Annotated in this window: 16 protein-coding genes and 1 pseudogene; 1 reads left to right on the top strand and 16 read right to left on the bottom strand. The window is 45.3% G+C overall.

Translation table 11 applies throughout. The features are described from left to right. Position 1 precedes the first annotated feature (1 nt). The 11 genes and pseudogenes from KQI_RS0101110 to KQI_RS0101060 all read right to left on the bottom strand — a co-directional run bounded on the left by KQI_RS0101110 (position 2) and on the right by KQI_RS0101060 (position 13,927). Positions 2-1,588 (bottom strand): spore germination protein, encoded by a 1,587-nt coding sequence (locus tag KQI_RS0101110; RefSeq protein WP_010344829.1) that lies wholly within the window; start codon positions 1,586-1,588, stop codon positions 2-4. Positions 1,589-1,767: 179 nt separating this feature from the next. Next, positions 1,768-2,766 (bottom strand): cation diffusion facilitator family transporter, encoded by a 999-nt coding sequence (locus tag KQI_RS0101105; RefSeq protein WP_010344828.1) that lies wholly within the window; start codon positions 2,764-2,766, stop codon positions 1,768-1,770. Between the two features lie 276 nt (positions 2,767-3,042). Continuing rightward, positions 3,043-3,900 (bottom strand): Cof-type HAD-IIB family hydrolase, encoded by an 858-nt coding sequence (locus KQI_RS0101100; protein ID WP_010344827.1) that lies wholly within the window; start codon positions 3,898-3,900, stop codon positions 3,043-3,045. Between the two features lie 192 nt (positions 3,901-4,092). Next, positions 4,093-4,686: a DUF1349 domain-containing protein gene (locus KQI_RS0101095; RefSeq protein WP_010344826.1), complete on the bottom strand. Its 594-nt coding sequence runs from the start codon at positions 4,684-4,686 to the stop codon at positions 4,093-4,095. A 158-nt stretch (positions 4,687-4,844) separates the two neighbouring features. Further along, positions 4,845-6,179, bottom strand: a complete 1,335-nt coding sequence (locus KQI_RS0101090) for a glycoside hydrolase family 43 protein (RefSeq protein WP_010344825.1) — start codon at positions 6,177-6,179, stop codon at positions 4,845-4,847. Positions 6,180-6,409: 230 nt separating this feature from the next. Next, the gene (locus KQI_RS0101085; RefSeq protein ID WP_010344824.1) at positions 6,410-7,813 is read right to left on the bottom strand and encodes a glycoside hydrolase family 30 protein; all 1,404 of its coding nucleotides are present in this window, start codon (positions 7,811-7,813) and stop codon (positions 6,410-6,412) included. Between the two features lie 14 nt (positions 7,814-7,827). Next, complete coding sequence (locus KQI_RS0101080; protein ID WP_010344823.1) at positions 7,828-8,673, bottom strand: carbohydrate ABC transporter permease; 846 nt, start codon at positions 8,671-8,673, stop codon at positions 7,828-7,830. After that, the gene (locus tag KQI_RS0101075; RefSeq protein WP_010344822.1) at positions 8,666-9,553 is read right to left on the bottom strand and encodes a carbohydrate ABC transporter permease; all 888 of its coding nucleotides are present in this window, start codon (positions 9,551-9,553) and stop codon (positions 8,666-8,668) included. The genes KQI_RS0101080 and KQI_RS0101075 overlap by 8 nt, the downstream gene beginning before the upstream one ends. 104 nt (positions 9,554-9,657) lie before the next feature. Beyond that, entirely contained in the window at positions 9,658-10,923 is a 1,266-nt protein-coding gene (locus KQI_RS0101070) for an ABC transporter substrate-binding protein (RefSeq protein ID WP_010344821.1), read from the bottom strand. A 106-nt stretch (positions 10,924-11,029) separates the two neighbouring features. Next, a pseudogene (locus tag KQI_RS27560) lies at positions 11,030-11,131 on the bottom strand (LacI family DNA-binding transcriptional regulator); the annotation flags it as partial. A 201-nt stretch (positions 11,132-11,332) separates the two neighbouring features. Next, on the bottom strand, positions 11,333-13,927 hold the full coding sequence (locus tag KQI_RS0101060; RefSeq protein WP_010344819.1) for a glycosylhydrolase-like jelly roll fold domain-containing protein: 2,595 nt from the start codon (positions 13,925-13,927) through the stop codon (positions 11,333-11,335). Positions 13,928-14,067: 140 nt separating this feature from the next. Here KQI_RS0101060 and KQI_RS0101055 point away from each other — a divergent pair, with 140 nt between their 5' ends. Next, entirely contained in the window at positions 14,068-15,111 is a 1,044-nt protein-coding gene (locus KQI_RS0101055; protein ID WP_010344818.1) for an AraC family transcriptional regulator, read from the top strand. A gap of 52 nt (positions 15,112-15,163) precedes the next feature. On the opposite strand, the gene KQI_RS0101050 is transcribed toward KQI_RS0101055, so the two are convergent. The 5 genes from KQI_RS0101050 to KQI_RS0101030 all read right to left on the bottom strand — a co-directional run. Then, entirely contained in the window at positions 15,164-17,059 is a 1,896-nt protein-coding gene (locus KQI_RS0101050; RefSeq protein WP_010344817.1) for a beta-glucoside-specific PTS transporter subunit IIABC, read from the bottom strand. Between the two features lie 397 nt (positions 17,060-17,456). Next, entirely contained in the window at positions 17,457-18,233 is a 777-nt protein-coding gene (locus KQI_RS0101045) for a class I SAM-dependent methyltransferase (RefSeq protein WP_010344816.1), read from the bottom strand. 214 nt (positions 18,234-18,447) lie between these two features. Continuing rightward, a complete protein-coding gene (locus KQI_RS0101040; protein ID WP_010344815.1) occupies positions 18,448-18,924 on the bottom strand; it encodes an RNA polymerase sigma factor in 477 nt (158 codons plus the stop codon). Between the two features lie 26 nt (positions 18,925-18,950). After that, the gene (locus KQI_RS0101035) at positions 18,951-19,892 is read right to left on the bottom strand and encodes a polysaccharide deacetylase family protein (RefSeq protein ID WP_010344814.1); all 942 of its coding nucleotides are present in this window, start codon (positions 19,890-19,892) and stop codon (positions 18,951-18,953) included. Positions 19,893-19,957: 65 nt separating this feature from the next. Beyond that, positions 19,958-20,518: ABC transporter permease (locus tag KQI_RS0101030; protein ID WP_010344813.1), on the bottom strand; the 561-nt coding region annotated here is incomplete at its 5' end.

Genomic DNA, 20,518 nt, shown 5'->3' with positions numbered 1-20,518 from the left:
GCTACTCGCTGTTCCCTCGGGCTGGATCAGGCTTTTGACCGGATGGCTGCCGATATTTGTCATACGTTCCCGTAAGGCGCGGGCGTGTGTTCATCTTCCACCACGGAGCTCTGACCAGAACATCTTTCCATTCATTCAGCTTGGGAGTGCTGACTTCGGACAGATAGGGGACGCCAAATGAGCGCAAGCTGCACATATGCAAAACGATAGCGATGATCCCCATAACCACGCCGACAAGCCCCAGGCTTCCGGCAAGAAAAATTAGTGGAAACCGCAGCAGCCTTATGGAAATGCCAGCGATGTAACGCGGAATCATAAATGAAGAGATTCCCGTAATCGCAACCACAATAACCATGGGCGCGGACACAAGTCCAGCTTGGACAGCCGCCTGACCGATGACCAGCGCTCCGACAATGCTGACGGCGGCACCAACCTGCTTGGGCAACCGCACGCCTGCTTCACGCAATGCTTCAAAGGTGACCTCCATCATCAACGCTTCGATTAACGCTGGAAAAGGCACTTGCTCCCGGGAACTCGCCATACTGACAAGCAAGGAGCCAGGCACCATCTCTTGATGAAAAGTAAGCACCGCCACATATACCGATGGAAGCAGGAGAGAGGTCGCTATAAAGAAATAGCGCAGCCAACGAATGATGGTGGAGATCAGGGACCGCTGATAATAATCTTCATGCGACTGGATTAACGAAAAAAAAGTGATTGGCGCGACCAAGGCAAACGGCGTTCCTTCCGTTAAAATTGCCACCCTTCCTTCCAGCAAACTGCCGGAGACGACATCAGGCCGTTCCGTGCTGAGCAACTGCGGAAAGGGAGAATACGGATGATCCTCAATCATTTCCTCGATATAACCGCTTTCCAGGATTCCATCGATCCGAATACGCATGAGCCGGTTGCGTACTTCCTCCACCAGCGTCTTGTCCACAAGTCCTTCAATATAAGCCAGGACAATATTCGTTTGGGTATATTCGCCGATTCGCGTCGATTCCATTTTAAGCAGCGGGCTTTTGATAATGCGCCGGATTTGGGAAGTATTGGTGCGCAAGGTTTCGGTAAATCCCTCACGTGGTCCCCTAATCCCCACTTCTGCCGAAGGCTCTTCGATGGAGCGTTTCTCCCATTTTGTCAATCCGAAGCCAAAGCCGGAAGTGTAGTTATCAGACAGCAGGATCGTATATCCGTTCGAAAGATATTCGATACACTTGGCAAACGTCGTGAATTCTTTCGCTTGTATGGCCGATACTTTCCGTTCAATAAGCTGCCTGATATCATCGTTATCACCGGCTGCCTCCTGCATGAAAGGAGTAATCACATGCCGTTCGATCGCTTCGGAATCGGCCAAACCTTCAATATACATTAACAAGACGTTTGTTCTTCCGCCGACCAGGAAGGAACGATAAACTACGTCCGAACAATTGTCGTAAAGCAAACGAAGGCGGACCTCGTTTTGCAGCAAATCCGGATAAAGCTGCTGCGCCTGTGGATTCTCGGCGCTTTCCCGCTGAACCTGATTTCCGTTCTGGTGGGTTCCGGTTGGTTTGATCCGTTTTCTGAATATGCGGAATTTTCTCATGGAGATGAAATCCTTTCAACCACCCTGGTTTTTTATATAAAATCACCCAAATGATTTCAGTTTATTCAGAGTGAATCGAAAAAGGGCATCCGATTTTCATGAAATACTGAAAATAAGAATACCCTTATCAGCAAACAAATCAATATAGACGTAAGGAAGTAGGTGGTGTGAACTTCTTGCTAGTGATGTTCAATATGGCACTGGGCTCCCGGTCTATCAATCTGTATTGTAATATGCTTGATCTCGTATTGCTCTTTCAACAACTTCTGTGCCCGTTCCATTACAACACTGCTGTACATTGGATCTTGAATGATGATATGGCAACTTAGCAACGGAACATCCGATGACAACGCCCATACATGAAGATCGTGTACTTCAACAACATGCTCAAGATCAAGCAGGGATTGCTTAATTTCATCTGTGTTCATATTCAGCGGCGTACCTTCCATCAGAATATGTACGGAGTCCCGAGTCACCCGATAAGCACTGATGATCACCAGAATCGCCACCAATATACTGGCAATCGGATCAGCCAAATTCCAGCCAAAGAACATAATCAACAATGCAGCCACAATCGCCCCTACTGAGCCTAGTAAATCCCCTAGTACGTGCAGAAAAGCACTGCGAATATTGAGATTTTCAGATGTATCTCCTCTCATGAGGATAAAAGCAGCAGCTATATTGACCAGCAAGCCAATAACTGCGATTGTCAACATACCCGAAGTCATGATTCCTGGTGGGTTAGAAAGCCGTTCGAAAGCTTCCCAGAAAATATAAATCGATATCAGGGCAAGCGCTAAGCCATTAATAAAAGCGGCCAGTACTTCAAATCGTTTGTATCCAAACGTCTTTGACTTGCTCGCCTGCCGTTGCCCCCAGGTCATCGCCAGATAGCTTAACCCCAATGCACCCGCATCACTCAACATATGTCCCGCATCAGATAACAGTGCCAGGCTGTTAGTCAGTAATCCACCAATAAACTCAATGATCATATACCCAGCAATTAAAAAGAATGATAGCTTCAAAGCATTTTTGTTCGCTCCCTGTCCATGAGAATGCCCGTGGCTATGGGAGTGCCCATGTCCGTGAGCATGTGAGCCTTTAGCATGATTGTGTTGATCATGCTGGCTGCAATCATGTTCATTATTATGGTCGTGTCTGTGACTTTTCTCGCTCATCTACCTACGCCTCTCTTCTATAAGATTCTAACAATTCACTATTCAAATAAACATATGAGCACTTGTTCATATGTATTATATGTAATCAAAATGTAATTTGCAAGAATAATATTGAGCTATTTTTAATGTGTTGATTAGTATCTCTATAAGATAAATCTTTTATGCTTTGATATTCATACACGAACGAGCGGGAACTCCTTCTGCTCCTTTTATTGATTTATACTAAAAAAGCTTGAGGGCAGGTCCCCAAGCTTCATGCAGCAAAATATGCGTTAATTATTCAGATACCAAACTGTATTTTACAAAGCTTTTATACAATCCATCTTCCTCAACGCTGTCAGTAATATCATTTGCAATTTCTATCAAACCTGGCTTTGCATTGCCCATAGCAATACCTACAGCGCAATATTCGAGCATCTCGGCATCGTTCATTCCGTCTCCAATGGCAATCGTCTGTTCCTGGGGCAGGCTCAAATGATTCAGCAAATCAGCAATGGCGATTGCCTTGTGGATGCCAGGGATCATCATTTCCCCGCTGTCCTTGCCAAAGATCGGAACCGTACACTGGATGACCTCAAATTTCCCCTGGAATTCTTCCTTGATGCGTTCAAAAGGTACAGCACTTTCCAGAAAGCAAACCTTATTGACATCGTCTTTATACAAATCAGTCTCTCCATAAGTCAAACCCGCGATAAATGGATGGGGGGAACGCTCCATTTTTTCTCTGGCCACAGGGTCGTTCTCAACATCCCCATAGATCCGTCTCTCCAAATGAGGTCTTAAATTATGGCTAGCATAGAGCGCTGAATTAGATTCCAGATAAAAATCAATTCCATGTGAATTAAAGAAATCGACCATCTGCCTAACATCCTCAGGCGTGACTTTTTTATGATAAAGAATCTCATTCCCGGACTCTACATACCCCCCTCCTGCTCCAATAAGACCATCAAATCCGATATCCCAAATGGCATCGTAGATTTCAGCTTTTGAACGACCTGTACACAGATAAAGCAGATGACCGTTCTCGCGTGCTATTTTGCAGGCTTTTTGTGCCGATTCAGGCACCATGCCGTCATCACCGACAAGTGTTCCGTCAATATCGATAAACACAATTTTTTGAGTGTCTCTATTCATTAGTATGCTGTCTCCCTTGCTAAAAACGAATGATGTTTAATGAGATGATTGTTATTTGTTCTACAATTACACTGTAATTTGTGTAACGCATTACATGTCAAATCTTTTTTTGAGCTGCCGAATCGCATCATCGAGAATAAACTTATATCGTTGGAACAAAAAAAGCCGCCAATATGGCGACTTCTTTATATCTTAGAACCTGCTATTCTCAGTGGGAATCGTTAAGTTTAAATATTTAAAATTGACCCGGCAACCTGATCCCATCGGTGACTGGGCCAGTGCACCTGCTATAAACTGAGCAGAATGTTCCATTCCAAAGTAGCGGATTAGCTTCCAATCCTCGCCATCGGGCGAATAGTAAAAAGAAATTATCCTTCCAATCTTCGTGATCCTCAAATGTGGGTTATCAACTACAACACGCTCAGAATTACAATCATCGGAGGAGCCATTCTTGGTTACAACAGACACAATCGTGGCGGAATTGCCGTTAAATTCATAACAAAGTTTAGCCCAATTGTTCTCGTCAACCATCAACATCAAGCACCCTGAATCATAAAGATGACGCATGTCTACCTGAAGCTGTGTCGTAAGCTGAAAAGATGAATCAACCTGAAAATGTAGAAAAGGAGCAGAATGGGCTACATGTTTCCCCGCAGGATCCTTGAAAAAATCAACTTTAGCCGGTGCATCAATGATCAATCCACCTTCTTCGGTGTACTCCCAGTGCTCAGGTTCATTCAACCACTTTAATTTTTCTCTTACTTTTGACTGAAACATATTACTCATATGAATTCACTCCTCCATTTGTATTAATTGAACCTCCCTATAAATATAATGTCATTATAATTGCATAAGTTTTCCCTATAAATATAATATTAGTGCAAATCGATATAATAATAAGGAACTGTACAGCTCAAATGGTTTTCAAGGCTGTGCCAGCTCCATTACTCCGTGGTCTCCTTGAAAGTAGCGTCTGATTTATCGATCGCTGTAACAATCGGGTCCAAACGGAGCAGATTATTGTAATGTCTCAAGTATCTGTCAGGATAATTGTACGATGCGTACGACGTCCAGGCTGAATTAGCAAGTCCGTCTTTGCGTCGAAACGTGGCATCAGCCGTGAAGGCTTGGCTGCCTTCATTTTTTTCAAGGTAGATCAGATCGTTTTTATGGCGTAGGTAATATCCTGGGAAATTGACAGATTCAAATGAGATGGCGGAAGCATCCGCAAGGCCGGGAACAATTCGAAATTTCGAATCTTCCACAGGGCTTACGTTCTTATCGATCCGTGCCTGATAGTTGTAATGCCGGATATAATTTCCCTGCATATTGTAAGACTCCAGCCCCCGTATGTCACCCGGCTGCCCGGTTTCTTTCAACACGGTCATGTGTCGGACCAATCCGGTCAAACCTGGCAGCTCCTTTTTCACAGTCCATGTCTGGAAGCCGTCAGAGGAGTCGCTGTAGTAATATTTTTGCGCAGAATAACCGTCAAAATAGATGCGCCATGTTCCGTTATCTAGCTGCACCAGCGCAGGACCTTCTACCCAAGACCCCCAGTTGGCCCAGTCTTTGGTGCCACGGAAAGTATAAGGACCGGTTAGAGAGGGCGCTGTGGCATATTCGATATATTTGGTCGACTCGTTCTTTGTAAACGCATGATAAGTCGACCCGATCTTGACGATGAAAGTGTCGATATAATTTGGGGCAATGCCTGCAAGCTCGACCGGAGCCGACCAGGCCGTAGAAGCAAGGTTGCTGTTCGCTGCCGTGATGGCATACGGCCTGAAGTTTTCATAGTTGCCTGGCGATAGGGACACAATGACATTCAAGCTTCCATTACTGTCCACGAACCATTCGGGGGCCCAGGTGTGTGCGATTCCACTCGGCAAGGATAGTGGGATGTTGCGGACAAAATTCCAGTTTACCTTATCCGGGCTTGATGCTATGCCGATCGTATTCCCTGACCAATTCGTGGTGTAGACCACATAATATAGGCCATCCATGTGTTTTATGATGCTGGGATCGCGGATTAGGCCCTCGGGCGGAGTGTATGCAGAGCCTTTTAGGAGACCATAATTCATGGCATTATAGGATTGGTAAATATACAGATTAGACTCGCTGCTATTGGTAAAAGCCGAGATTGTATAAACACTTGTTGCTGCACTCGCTGTATTTGGGCTTATAATGCCGGACAGAATCATTGCTGTAAGCAATACGATGAATACGGACTTACATGCTTTTAATAGCCATGAGCGTTCTTTCATTACCGTTAACATAGAGCCCTCTCCTTTATGCTGGATGATGATGCCGTTGAACCGGCTGTTGTATTCCAACGCTTCACTTTCTGAGGTTCTAACATGTGGTCATATGACATCCCCCCCTTTCGCAGAATTGAAATTTATAATTCGTAAGCGTTTACACCGATATCGTTACTAGACTCTTATCTGATTTATACCATCCAAGATGACTGAATCAGAATCAAATCGATCATTCAACAATATTGATCTCACTTCAACTTCAAAGTAACTTCGTTCAAAACCACAGTTGTAATCGAATTCTCTGCCGTATCCACTTCCAGCCCGTTGTAATACACCGAGATATTCTCAAGGCGCTTCATATTACTGTCGGGAGAAGTCTGGTAAACCTGCGCCTCCAAAGCATCCGAGTAAGTAAAATCATTTAACTCAAAGGACGTCTTACTTGCCGACAACTCATTGCGAATTACCAGCACCAGTTTCCTTCTGACCGGATCATAAGCAGCGAGCATTCGTCCGTCATCGGTTGGAATAATGGATGCCCCCGGTCGGATGAACTTGCTGAACTGGGCCATACCATAATATTGCTTGGTCACCTCATACTGCTCTTCTCCGGTGAAGTGGGCATGGATGAACCCCCAATTGTTATTCGCGCCTTCATCCTCTACGGCCTGCCAGTATACCCAAGCGGACGGCTGCATGATTTTCAGATCGCACATGATCCGTTCCGCCAGTTCCTGCACCGAGGTCATATCGTCATGACTGTGTGTCTCACTGCCGCCCGTACCGTACTCAGACATCCACAGTCGTTTACCCAGTTGCTCCGCCAGCGTCCTCAGTTCCTCTAGCCGGCTTCCGTTGTAGGAATGTGTGTTGATCTGTCCGATCACGTCCAGAGTGTCCAGATCATAGGTCTGTAGATTATGCATTGTCTCATCAATGCTGTTGTTATCCGCCGCACTGACCACCGTAGCATCCAGCCCCTTGCTCTTCAAGGAGCCTGCCACCTTGCGGATAATCTCGGCCTGCTTGTCGACCGTGAAGTGGCTTCCCTCCTGTATGTTTCCCTTCTTCCACCAATTCGAGGACGGTTCATTCAGCGGATCAAGTGTGCGAAACGTGATTCCCCACTGATCCCGGTAGTACTTTACTACTTCGGTCAAATAATCGGCAAAAGCATCATATTGGTCCTCACGCAGATTGTTGCCGCCATCCACTGCCCCTGTCACCGAACTGCTGATGGTCATCCAATACGGTGGTGAATTGGAGAAAGCTTCGGCAATGTTGGCGCCGCGTTTCAGCGCTCCTTGCAACACCGCACGCTGTCTGGCATCAGCCTCCCAGTCCCACTTCCCCGGTTCTGGCTGAAAGCCCGGCACATCTCCACCAGGGCGTAGCTCCTGCATATCCGAATTTTCACCGCCACCGATATTATAGCGTACGATATTCAATCCAAGACCCTTCTCCGGGTCAAATACGAGATCCATCACCTCGGCAGCCTTCGCCTGATCCTGCCATCCACCCAGCTCATTCGCCCACCAAGCAAGCGACGTACCCCAGCCTTCAAAATGATCGTACGATTCTTCCAGCTTGAGACGCACCGGTTCGCTCATAAATGTAATGGACCTAGTTATTTTTTTCGAAGCATGATTCATGAGAATTCCTCCTGTCACTTAATACCACTGCTGCCTCCACTAATATTGGCTTCATATACATAACGCTGTCCCCATAGATAGACCAGCACCATTGGAATGGTCAAGAACAACGATGCAATCATCACGAGATTCCATGGAGGTAACTGTCCACCACTTACTGTGGTGAGGAGCTGCACACCCAGTGCAAGCGGCATTTTCTCCGGATCATTGATGTAAATGAGTGGTCCCATGAAGTTACCCCAGTTCCACGAGAACGAGAAGATAGCAATGGCGGTCAGAATTGGATAGGTCAGTGGCATAATAATCTTCCAATAGATGCCCGGATGTCCCATGCCGTCGATCATGGCGGCTTCATCCAGCGACCTCGGTATGCTCATTACGAACTGCCGGATCAGGAACACATTAAACGCCCCGGCAAAAAAACTCGGTACAATCAGCGGATAAAACGTGTTGATCCAGTCCAAATGGCGGAAAATAATGAACTGCGGGACCATCGTTACCTCACCCGGGATCATCATTGTGCTGAGCAGCACGATGAACAGGAACCGACTGCCCTTTGCCTGAATACGTGCAAAGCCGTATGATACGACCGAAGCCGACAGTACCGAGCCGATAATGGTGAACATGGTGATAATGACCGAATTTTTCAGATAAGTGCCCAGGTTATTGTTTGTAAAGATGGTATAGAAGTTGGACCACTCGAATTCTCTTGGAACGAAGGTAAATGCCAACTTGATCGTAGTTGCATCACTAGACAGGGCTATGGAGATCATGTAGAGGAATGGCGAAGCGAGGAGCACGCCAACAAGAATCAGAAAAATGTAGGAGATGGACTTCTCTGCGGTGGATGGATTACTCATTTGCTTTTCCCTCCTCGTAGTGCACCCATAACGCCGATGACCGGAAGATGAGTAAGGTTAATACCATGATCATGATGAACAGCACCCATGCAATCGCGGAAGCATAACCCATCTTGTAGAACTGGAACGCATTCTGGAACAGGTAGGGCACGACCATCTGGCTCGCATTATCCGGCCCCCCGGAAGTGACGATAAACACCTGCGCGAAGGTCTGCAATGCTCCAATGATGCCAGTCACTAGGTTGAAGAAAATGACGGGCGTCAGCATCGGAAAGGTAATGTGGAAAAAAGACTGCGTGCTTTGCGCTCCGTCGATGGCAGCTGCCTCGTACAGTTCCTGAGGAATCCCCTTCATCCCGGCCAGCAGCAGGACGACACCTCCCCCGACGCCCCACAGGGACATCAGGATCAAGGCGGGCTTCACCCAGTTGGGATCAAGCAGCCAAGCTGGCCCTTGAATACCAAATAAGGCCAGTGCTCTATTAATCAGCCCTTTGTTCGGTGCTAGCAGGTGCACGAACAGCAGTGAGCTGGCCACTACCGGAACGACAGAAGGCAGATAGAACAGAATGCGGAAGAAGGTAATGCCCTTGATCTTCTTGTTCAGGTAATAGGCAATCCATAGCGAGATTGCCATGCCAAGCGGTATGGAGATCAGCGCGTAAAAGAAGGTGTTGCCCACCGACTTCCAGAACAGCAGATCATCGGTCAGCAAGGTCTTGTAATTGTCCAATCCGATGAATGATGGGGACTGGAACAAATCCCAGTTGGTGAAACTCATATAAATCGAGAACAGGATCGGCCCCAGTGTCAGCCCGACGAACCCGATCAGCCAAGGCGAGATGAAGATATAGAACCATTTACCGTCCTTTTGCCTCACGTCAAGCCCTCCCTATTGATGAGAGAGAAAATGGAACCTGCACTGTATCCAAATTCCATTCATCCTCTCTCTGCTATGCTATTGAACTTGCCAAAGCTGTGCAGTTACGGGTATAGCTTCTCCAGCCCACTCTGAACCTGGGTCACCGTATCCTCTAGTGACGCCTTGTTGTTGAAATAGACACTCAGCTTATCATTGATCAGCTTCATCATTTCATTCCATTTCGGATTGAAGGGCTCCGCGTAGATTTTCGATTCGCTGAAGGCTGCCATATTGATTATTTTACCTCCATATTCGGCATTGAGGAATTCGTCACTCGATAGCCCCGCCTTGGTCGCCGGTGCATCCTGCCCTGCCTTAATTAATGGCATCTGGCCATCCAGTGTCGTCAGTGCCTCAATGACCTTGAAGGCTTCTTCCTTATGCTCGGATGCATTCGTAATTGTGAAGCCGTTGAAAAATGCGTTCGTCTCACCCCAGATGGAAGCAATATCCCAGTTGATGCCTTCTACTTTTGCGAGCGAGCCAATGTTCCAGAAACCGGTGGTTTCCATAGCGATCTTGCCTTGGGCAAACAGAGGGTCAGCCCCGATATTGCCCATGTCGGCAATCTCCGTTGGTGTCGGTCCGGTACCGTACTTGAAGGTAAGGTCATTCATAAATTGCAGGGCATTGCGCACAGGTTCGGTGTTAAATGTAGACTTTCCCTTTTGGTCGAACAGAGAGCCGCCATTCTGATAGATCAGCTGCATCCACTGTGGCCACCAACTGCCCGGATAGTACCCCCATTGAATGGTCTTGCCGTTCTCCTTGACCGTCAGCTTCTGGGCTGCATTCATTAAATCCTGCTGGGTCCAGTCCTTAGATGGATATTTCACTCCAGCCTTGTCAAATAAGTCCTTGTTGTAAAAAAGGACCATCGCTCCCGCCCGATCCGGCATACCGTACTGCTTGCCATCATACTTCATCAAGTTCACAATATCCTGGGAATAGCGTTCTGACATATTCACATTGTTCGTCTGGATCATATCGTCCAGCGCAATAATTTGCTTTTTGGAGGCATATGCTTGATAGTTCTCAGCAATCATCATGATGTCCGGCGCTGTACCCCCCGCGATCATGGTCTGTACCTTCTGATCGTAATCTCCGGCCACCAGATTCAGCTTCACGTTGATATCTGGGTAGGTCTGTTTCACGATATCCAGCCGCTCTTGATAGATCTTCTTCTCATTCTCCGAACCCCAGATGGTCATCGTCAGATTTACCTTGCCGTCGGACCCGGATGCACTGCTGTCCCCTTTACTGCAAGCCGTCAGACCTAATGCCATGGCCAGAATCAATAAGAAAATCACTTGCAAGCTTCTTTGCAAACTAAGCGCCCCCTCAAATGTGATGGACCAAAGAAAAAATAAAATGGAACCCATTTCATGAAAGGGGTTCATATTTGGTCTCATTATATTTTACCTACCCAAAAAATGTGCTTGAACGCACCGGAGCCGTATCATTCAGTATCCTGGAGACGGTAGAGACGGATACATTCGCTTCTCTTGCGATATCGTATATTGTGATCGGTGTCATATGTGAAACGGGTTTCATTAACAAAATACAGTCATTGAACAAAAGCAGCTTTCATAACAAAGCTTCTGGGCATTGTAAAGGCAGCCGAATGATCGGCTGCCTAAATCTTGCATGCTGAGCTCTTCAATTAGGCGTATTCATTTCATCACCTTAATTTAAAACCGAAACCATTGTCTTCCCCGGTGTCTGCTCTGCTACATATTATTTCAATAAACGCACCGGTCCAAGCAGCCCCGTCGGCTCCTGAATCATGTATTGGGACAAGAAATCCTGCTCCTGCTTGCCGAGATTGTTGGTGACTTCAATAATGATTTCGTTCTTACCCTTACGCAGTGCATCTCCAGCTTCAATGATATAAGGTGGACAGATTTTCACTCCCAGATATTGACCGTTGATGGTTACCTCGGCTACCTCGTATACACGACCCAAGTCGATTCGGACGTCTTCGACTTCTTCTTCGAGATGGATCGACAACTCATAACGTACTGTTCCAGAGAATTGACCGTGCCCTTCCAATCTGGAGATATCCTGAAGCGAGTCCAGAACATTTTGGGATGAAAAATGAGGATAAGCTTCAGCCGTCGAAAAGGAAATGTTCCATGGGCCACTGATGTTTGCCAGTTCTTTTGCTGTTTCTCTGCCTGTTTCAACAGCCTCTTCACTTTCAAATACCACGATCGACTCATAGGGTTGCAGCGTGAGAGATACAATCCTTTTACCATTTTCTAAGGTTTGAGGAATGGGCTTCAGACGGTTGTCAAAGCCATCGTAAACGGCAACTTGCTTTCCATTGCTTAAAGTTACCTTTGTCTCAATGATCCGGTAAGGGTCTTCATTGAAGAACATATATAGATTTCCATCCTCCTGGCGGTAGTGATAGTAACGTAGATAAGGCTGAAACTCCGATGTCCGGATATCGTTAATTCCTTCCTCCTGTAGCTGGACTGCAAAATCGCTTAATTTTTTAATAGCTGCTCCTGCCAGAAGCAGAGGATCTACCGCTTCCCCGTACTCATTACGCACTGGCAATCCGTCAATAAAATAGACCGGGATGCCGGCATCCGTAAGTGTCTTGACTTGCGTCAGCAGTTTTTGCGGTAAAGCTTCCGCATAGGGGATGATGAGAACCTTAAAGGCTTTCCCATTGATCTTGTATCGATTGCCCTCAGGCTCGGCCTCCACAATCAGATCGACAGGAACCACGTCAAAATCAATTTGGTGCTGCATAAGCTCACGGGCAGGCTTTTGGAACAACATATACTCTCCCAGCCACTCCGCTTCCGCATGATAAAGCAGTCCTACAGGAGCAATATGCTCCCCTCCATTCAACAGGTGGCTGACACGGTTGAGGTAATTGAACAGCTCCCTCATGAACCGATATTGCGGATTATGTCCCCTCGCATCCAAATGTGGCGGGCAATCGGGGTCCGGAAATTCCTTCGGCGAAAAAGCATGAGGAACAAAATGGGTGACCCCCCGGACTAGCATATGATCCGTTATCCATTTCATCAGCTTAATGCCTTCCGCCCAACCATAGGCTCCGTATACTTCACACAGGGTGCGGTTGTTTTTCTTCGGATCGAGGTGCCCCAAGGATGTGCCCATTTTGGCAAGTCCATAATGGAAAAATTCACCGTCCCATCCTTTAGCCGTCATAGATTTGAACGGCCCTTTGTCCATTCCGGGCACAATTTGATTTAACACCACATCAATACCGGACATATCTTGTTCCCAAATGGCTCTGAAGAAATGTCCAGCTCCATAGCCAAGACGGGCATGCGCATTGTTATCTTCGATCAAATGACCGATATATTCAACACCACGCTCACGGCACCAGGCCGCCAATGTACCCGTAAAGGACTCACCGTACATACGGCTGATCATATCCATATATTTGTAGCGAATCGAGTGCTCGGTTCCTTGTCCCTCTACCGTGGACAGCAGCGGAAGCCGAAGCCGCTCCTCAGGTGTAAATTTTTCGAGAAGTCCTTCTTTCCAGGGGAAAACCATTTCGGCTCTGCCGATGGACCCAAACGCGCCATGTATATTTCCAAAACGCGGCTCATCCGAGAAAAAGCCAGCGAACGTTTGTCCAAAATCGTCTTTATAATGCTGATAATGAGGTTCATACACCTCCTCAATCAATACTTTTACCGCTTTCGGATCTAGCGGGTTTAAATATCCATCCGTATGGGGTTCTCCCCCATGCACCGTCTGCAGCATAATGAATATCCGCCAGTCCCCTTCCGGTATGTCCCAATACAAAACTCCGTTTTTCTCAAAAGAGGTCACATCCTGCAGGGTTAAAGGATCTATGCTGTTCTCTCCTGTTCTGCGAGCAGCAACGATCCCCAGAATTTCATCCTGAGTCGGGACTGGTTTCAAACCAAGACTCATCCGATTCCCGGGACTGCCCCATTTCACCAAAAAAGAGGAGTCCTTCAGAGGGCCCACAAAATCCAATTGGTGAATTTTTAAATATTTTTTGGCATGCTGCGGATAGTCAGAAACGATTTTACCGTTGGCATAACCTGTAGGAAAATGGGAATCGTCCAGGAGCCATACCTTCATGCCCCGGTTGCGAGCCTCATCCATGATGATATCCATATCTCTCCACCAAAGTTCACCAACAAAATCCGGATGTGGTCTGGACTCCACACACAAAGCCTGAATGCCGGCATCCTGAACTTTACCTACGGCTTCTCTGAGAATCTTTTCTTCTTCACCATGAATCCAAAATAGTGGAAAAATATAATTGTCCTGCTTATTTTCCAAGACATCGGTCAGCCTTTTCATAACACACCCATCCTATCGATTTGTTTTATGATTAATTCCATGATAACAAAGGTAGCCTTGACTTTAATATCTTCTCAACTTAAGCATTTGACTTACTAAACTTAATCTTCTATAGTGATAGCTGCAGAGGTGAATCAAACATGTATCGTGAAGAGCTCAGACAACGCCTTATGGAAATGTCGGAAAGCGAACTTCGACATAAAAAGGACCCCGATAGCGGGCTTCAAATGTACGAAAAAATGAGAAAAACGATTAGTGCATCCGAAGAGCCAGTGTATATATTCGAATTCGATAATGACTCGCTTCACAGTCAACGGAATTCGAAATTTCCGGAAAATGCATTTAACAAATTACAAATCAACCAAATGTCGATTCGCCAGCATTCCAGATATTCCAAGATTCCCGTTCACATTCACAACTACGTGGAGATTAATTATGTTTATGCCGGTCAGTGTAAGCAGCTAATTAATGGGCAGCATATCACCCTTCAAGAAGGTGATCTTTGTATGCTCGATACCAATGTGCCGCACACCATTTTAGAAACAACAGAGGAAGATATCATTATAAACTTCATTATGCTTAAGCCCTTTTTTACAACTTCTTTTTTAAGCAGGCTGGCAAGCACGGGAATCATTTCCCAATTCATTATCAATGCGGTTTCCCAGATCCAGGACCACAACCGCTATATTATTTTTCATACCAGTAATGAAATCTCTTTTAAAGAAACCATGGAAAATCTGATGTGCGAATCATTTGATCCCAGCATGTACTCCAAGGAAATCATTGATTCCTATATGGTTATCATGTTCAGCAAGCTCTTGCAGACATTTCAGGGAAATCAGGAAAAACAATACATTGATAATCCTTCCCGAACCAATCTGATTGAAATTTTGAAGTATCTCGAAAATCATTACAAGGACGCGACATTAGCCGCAACAGCTAAGCATTTCAACTTCCACCCCAACTATTTGAGTGCTTATCTAAGGAAAGCGACTGGGAGAACATTTAAGGAAATGATTCAAATCCAGCGATTAACAAGCGCAGCTATGCTTCTAACCAACACTTCATTGACGGTTAACGAAGTAGCTAATGAAGTCGGTTATAACAACCTCGGCTTTTTCTATAAAAAGTTCACTTTCTTTTTTGGTCAAACACCCAGCGATTACCGTAAAAAATACAGATAGCTGACTGGCCGGCAGCAAGCCAGCCAGTCAAGCCTCTGGATACATGCCCATTTTATTGAATGCTAAGAACAGGATCTCCAATTTGAACTTCTTGATTTTCAGCAGTCTGGAGTTGGAGTTCAATGACTTGATGATCAAAGCTATTGGTGACAATGATGGGTGTAGTGACATCATAGTTGCTCTCAACAATCATGGCAAAATCTACTTCTGCCAATAACTGCCCCTTTTTGACAATATCATTTTCCTTCACTTTAATATCAAACGGAGCACCTTTTAGTTTGACTGTGTTGATTCCAATATGAATGAGCAGTTCCACACCATCCGTGGATAAAAGAGCCAAAGCATGTTTGGAATTAGCAACTGTTACAATGGTCCCGTCGAAGGGAGCGTATACTTTGTTGTCTCTCGGAATGATCGCATAACCTTTACCCATCGCACCGCTGGAAAAGGCCTCATCTTTGACTTCAGAGAGCGGAATAAGAATACCTTGAATAGAGTTGTAAACCGTTTTCGTATCATTGGTGTGCAAATCACTTTTGCTGGGACTCCCCTGTACAGGCTTGGCCGCTTCATCTGCCACTGGCTCTGGCTGGTTTTTGTAACCAAACAAATAAGACAGTATAGTAGCGACCACCAAGGCTGTCGCACTAGAGATCAAGAAGGCGTAGAAGCTCACATCAATTCCTTTTGGATTGATAAACAGCGGAGCCGCAAACATCCCCGAGCCTCCGAAGCCATACATCCTGGCTCCCATAGCTGCAGTTATACCTCCGCCCATGGCTCCCGCTATTCCCGCCATCACAAAAGGCATTTTCATAGGCAGGGAAATACCGTATATCGCTGGTTCCGTGACACCCATGGCAGCTGATAAAGCGGCAGGTCCAGCGATGCTGCGAACTTTTTTACTCTTGGCTTTGAGAAATACCCCGAGTGCAGCTCCGACTTGTGCCAGAACGGTAACGTTCAAAATCGCGTTTACGGGATCATAATGCAGTGTAGTGATATTATTAATCAGAATCGGTATAAAGGCATAATGAAGACCGAAAATGACGATGATCTGCCAAAATCCGCCCAGAATTATGCCTGCGACCACAGGGCTAAGATTGTAGATAACCATGGTGACCTTTGCAAGTCCATCACTGAATGCTGACAGTAAAGGTCCCACGATCAGGAATGTCAGTATTCCAGTAATGAGAATAGTAAACAACGGAACAAATATCATTTTGAGCGAAGCAGGTAGTTTTCGTTCGAACCACTTTTCCATTTTCGCGGCCATCCAGGCTGCAAAAATAATCGGAAATAATGACGATGTATAATTGGCCAGGACGACGGGAATACCCACAAAGCTTAGACTATTCCCGGCATTATAAGCCGTAACAATGTTGGGATATACCAGTGCTGCTCCAAGTACAGCCGTAATGAACGGGTTGGCACCAAACTTTCTGCCTGCAGATAACCCAATCAAAACCGGAAGAAAATAAAACAAGCTATCTCCAAGTGCATTTAGTAAGATGTAGGTACCATCGGTCTGCGCAAGCCAATTTAAGGCGGTAAAAAGAGCAAGGAAGCCCTTAATAATCCCCGCTGAGGCCATGACCCCAATAATGGGTGAAATAATACCGACAATCACATCAATTAGACGATTAAACGCACTTTTTTTCTTTTCCGTTCCCGTTGTTTTGGATTCTTCGCTCGTGAAATGAGTGCCCAACTGATTCATGACTTCTGAATAAACGTCTTTTACTTTGTTGCCAATAACAACCTGATATTGCCCACCGCTGATGATCGCTGTCATCACCCCGTCCAAATTCTTAATTTTGTCCGTTTGGGCAGCGGCATTGTCTTTCAGCGTAAATCTTAAACGGGTAACACAATGCTCCAGATGACCAATATTTTCTTTACCGCCAACATACTGGATAATATCCTCGGCGAGTTTGCGATTGTCCATAATGTCTCCCTCCTGAAAAAGCAGTCATAATCTAGGTGTCAACAAACGAAATTTCACGTAAGCAGACTCATTTTGAAAGCGATTAATAAAGCGGTTACATTTTATTCTTAAATGTCTACTCTTTGCTCTTATAAAACTGCAGGTAATCTCAACGGAGTAGGCCTATACCCTTCAATACCTTACAATTTAATAATAACAAAGGGAGCTAACCTCTTATATCACCTATTCTTAACGAAATCACTTACCAAACTTAAGAAATTTCACAGCTTACATTTTGTTTACCGTCGGGAGATACATTGGAACTAACGAAAAACACCTCCAAGGCATCTCCATATCTTATGACATGGTAGAATACTTTTGGAGGTGTTTGAATGCCTATGCCACTTATCTTCTCTTCTTAAACGGATTTCTTGATGGCGACGATACGCAATCGACTTGTGTCGACTACCCATTGTCCTCCCTGCTCCAGATGCGGCTTAACCTTTGCCTCGATGGCGCGGTAGATCAGCACTTTGTCTGTAGATGTGACATCCGGGAAGAAATGATCGGCAAACCCGTCAAGCCAGCTGCGAACCCCTGCATCGCCCTTGAGCGGAGTGGGCCTATCAAAGTGCTGAGCCAACGTAACGCGGAAACCAATCTGCTCCAGCAAACTGGTGTATTCACCAATGGTGGGAAAATACCACGGACTCCGTCCCGCCCACGCATAACCATGTGCCTCCAGCTCCTTTTTTATAGCAGCAGTCAACACGGCGACATTGCCGCTGCCTGCGAATTCGGCTACGAATCGTCCTTCCTCCCGAAGGGCCAGCCAGATGGAGCGGGCGACAGCAGCAGCATCCTTGATCCAGTGCAAAGCCGCATTGGAAAACACAGCGTCAAAGGGGGCATCCGTTCGGTAATGACAAGCATTTTCTACCTGAAAATGTAGTTCAGGGTGCTTCTGTCTGGCCCGTCTCACCATCTCCTCAGACAGATCAATACCTGTGGGAATCGCTCCGGCGGCTGCGATCTTGGCGGTTAAGTCCCCAGCCCCGCAGCCTACGTCCAGGATTCGCTCTCCGCGTTGAGGCTGTAGCAAGGATAAGGCACCACCTTCTAACTTGGCGACAATATCCAACTTATCTTTATACGCTTTCGGGTTTCCGTCGTGGATAAAGGGTTCGCTACACATAGTTTCGATCTCCTTTTTTAATTATAGATATTATGCATCCATGATAACTCCAATATAAACAGACTGTCAAGAAGCTTTCAGGAGCTTTTGCAAAACAAACAATTTTACTGTAGCATAGCTCTGGTGCAATCAAATGGTTCAGCAAAAAAAGCTGCCAAATTTATTACGGCAGCTTTTTTTACTTATCGTGCAGCTTGGGTTCGTCCCAATCAGCTCAGGAAATATATCTTAATTTAATACGTTTTGAAGCTCTATACAGCGATGACTTCACAGAACCTTCACTCTTGTTTAAAATTCGAGCCGTTTCTTTTATGGAGTACCCTTGAACTAGACGCAATTCAAGTACACTCCTTTGCTCGTCATTACTCACCATTAAAAGAATTCGATTGACTTCCTCTTGGATTTCAAGATCGAGGGTATCCCAGTGAGCGTAGAGCATTTCCCTATGTGAAGTGTATTCCCCCATCCGTTTTCGTTTTCTTAATAAATCTATAGCCAGATTTTTGGCAATTCTCAAAAGATAAAATCGGATACGATCTTGGGGCAAGTCAGGAGAAGCTCTTATAAACCGAATAAAACTTTCATGCAACAAATCTTCGGCATCCTGCTTGTTATGCAGTATTCTCAAAAGATAGCCAAAGAGCTCTGGTTTACAAGATAAATATAGATCCTCCAGATCTTTAATATCCATATTATTGCTGGTCCTTTCTGTTTTGGCTACTTTATAGTTTTAAATTCATATCCCTGTTTTTTTAAATATGCTATGATTTCAGGCAAGGCTTTGGCTGTTTCTTCCTTCCCATAAGTGTCATGCATAAGTACCACTGCTTTTTCTCTAGTCCCAATGCTCCGCTTGAATTCGCGTATTAATTCTTCGGCATTCTTAGGTGGACCTTCTGCATCCTTAGGTAATACATTCCAGTCAATCTGGTGATAATCCTTATCCTGTAGAGCTTTGTCTAGCACTTCCATACCTTTGGGATCGTTTCTCTGCCATGTCATATGGCCGCCTGGAAATCGAATCACTCTTGTGGAAAAATCCTGTCCCAGAATTTGCTTTAAAATCTGATTTGTTTTTTCAATATCGTTCATAAAAATGTTCGAATCCACCGTCTTTTTAGGATATAAATAACTGTAGTCATGTGAGTAGGTATGATTTCCTATAGCATGTCCTTCCTTAACTATTCTTTTTACTATATTCTTAGTCCCCTCATTTTCTTCTACTGCTTTTCCTACCAAAAAAAACGTGGCTTTCACATTTTCTTCTTTAAGAACATCTAATATTTTAGGCGTTACAGTTCCTGATGGGCCATCATCAAAAGATAAATAGACAACTTTTTTACCGTCTATTCCTTCGGGCCGAAGCCCTTGCATTTGCTGATTCAAGTACTTTTCAACAAATGCTGCATCTTCAACACCAGTATCATTTTTTAGAGGGGATGCCCTTCCCTTTAATTCGTTATTAAAATTATTGCTTGACACTGATTTTATTTTTTCTGCAAATTCGATCCTTTTTACGGGCTGTTGTTTATTTCCGTAGATGTCAAAGAGTTTTATAGCCATGAGAACAATACAAATAATAATAATAAAAAATAATCTTCTTCTATTTCTCTTAATACGATGTTCTCTTGTCCTATTATGCGTATAGTTTTTTTCCATTGTGTATGTTCCCCCGAGAATAGACCGCTGTTTGCGTTTCATTTTGCTGCCACTTGCCCATAAAATTATTCGTATCTCAATGCATCTATAGGCTTCAATTTTGCTGCCTTATAAGCGGGATATACGCCAAACAGGATGCCGGTGCCTGCAGAGCTAAGGAACGAATATAGGATCGGCGAGATTGTAAATTCAATGGTCATATGTGCCGTTGCTTCGATTATTTTGGAGGCTCCTATGCCTGTAACAACTCCGAGCAGACCTCCCAGCAGACCAAAGATGACCGCTTCAGAGAGGAATTGGATCATGATATCTCTCGGCTTGGCACCAATGGCTTTCCGAATACCGATTTCTTTCGTGCGCTCTATAACGGAGACCATCATAATATTCATAATTCCAATTCCCCCCACCACGAGCGATATCGCGGCTACACCTCCCAGCAAGCTGGTCATGATATTATCTACACCGGATGCTGCACCTGCTGCTTCGGACTGACTCATCACTTCAAATTGATCCGGTTCCGAAGGTTTTAGCTGATGCGTCATACGCAAGCTTTCCAATATGTCTGATCGAGCCTGATCCATCAAAGCAGGTGACTTGGCGGAGACATCCAGGCCGGTAATATTTTT

The sequence above is a fragment of the Paenibacillus peoriae KCTC 3763 genome (assembly GCF_000236805.1).
GTDB classification, from domain to species: Bacteria; Bacillota; Bacilli; order Paenibacillales; family Paenibacillaceae; genus Paenibacillus; species Paenibacillus peoriae.
This window is presented reverse-complemented; position numbering and strand designations above follow the sequence as displayed.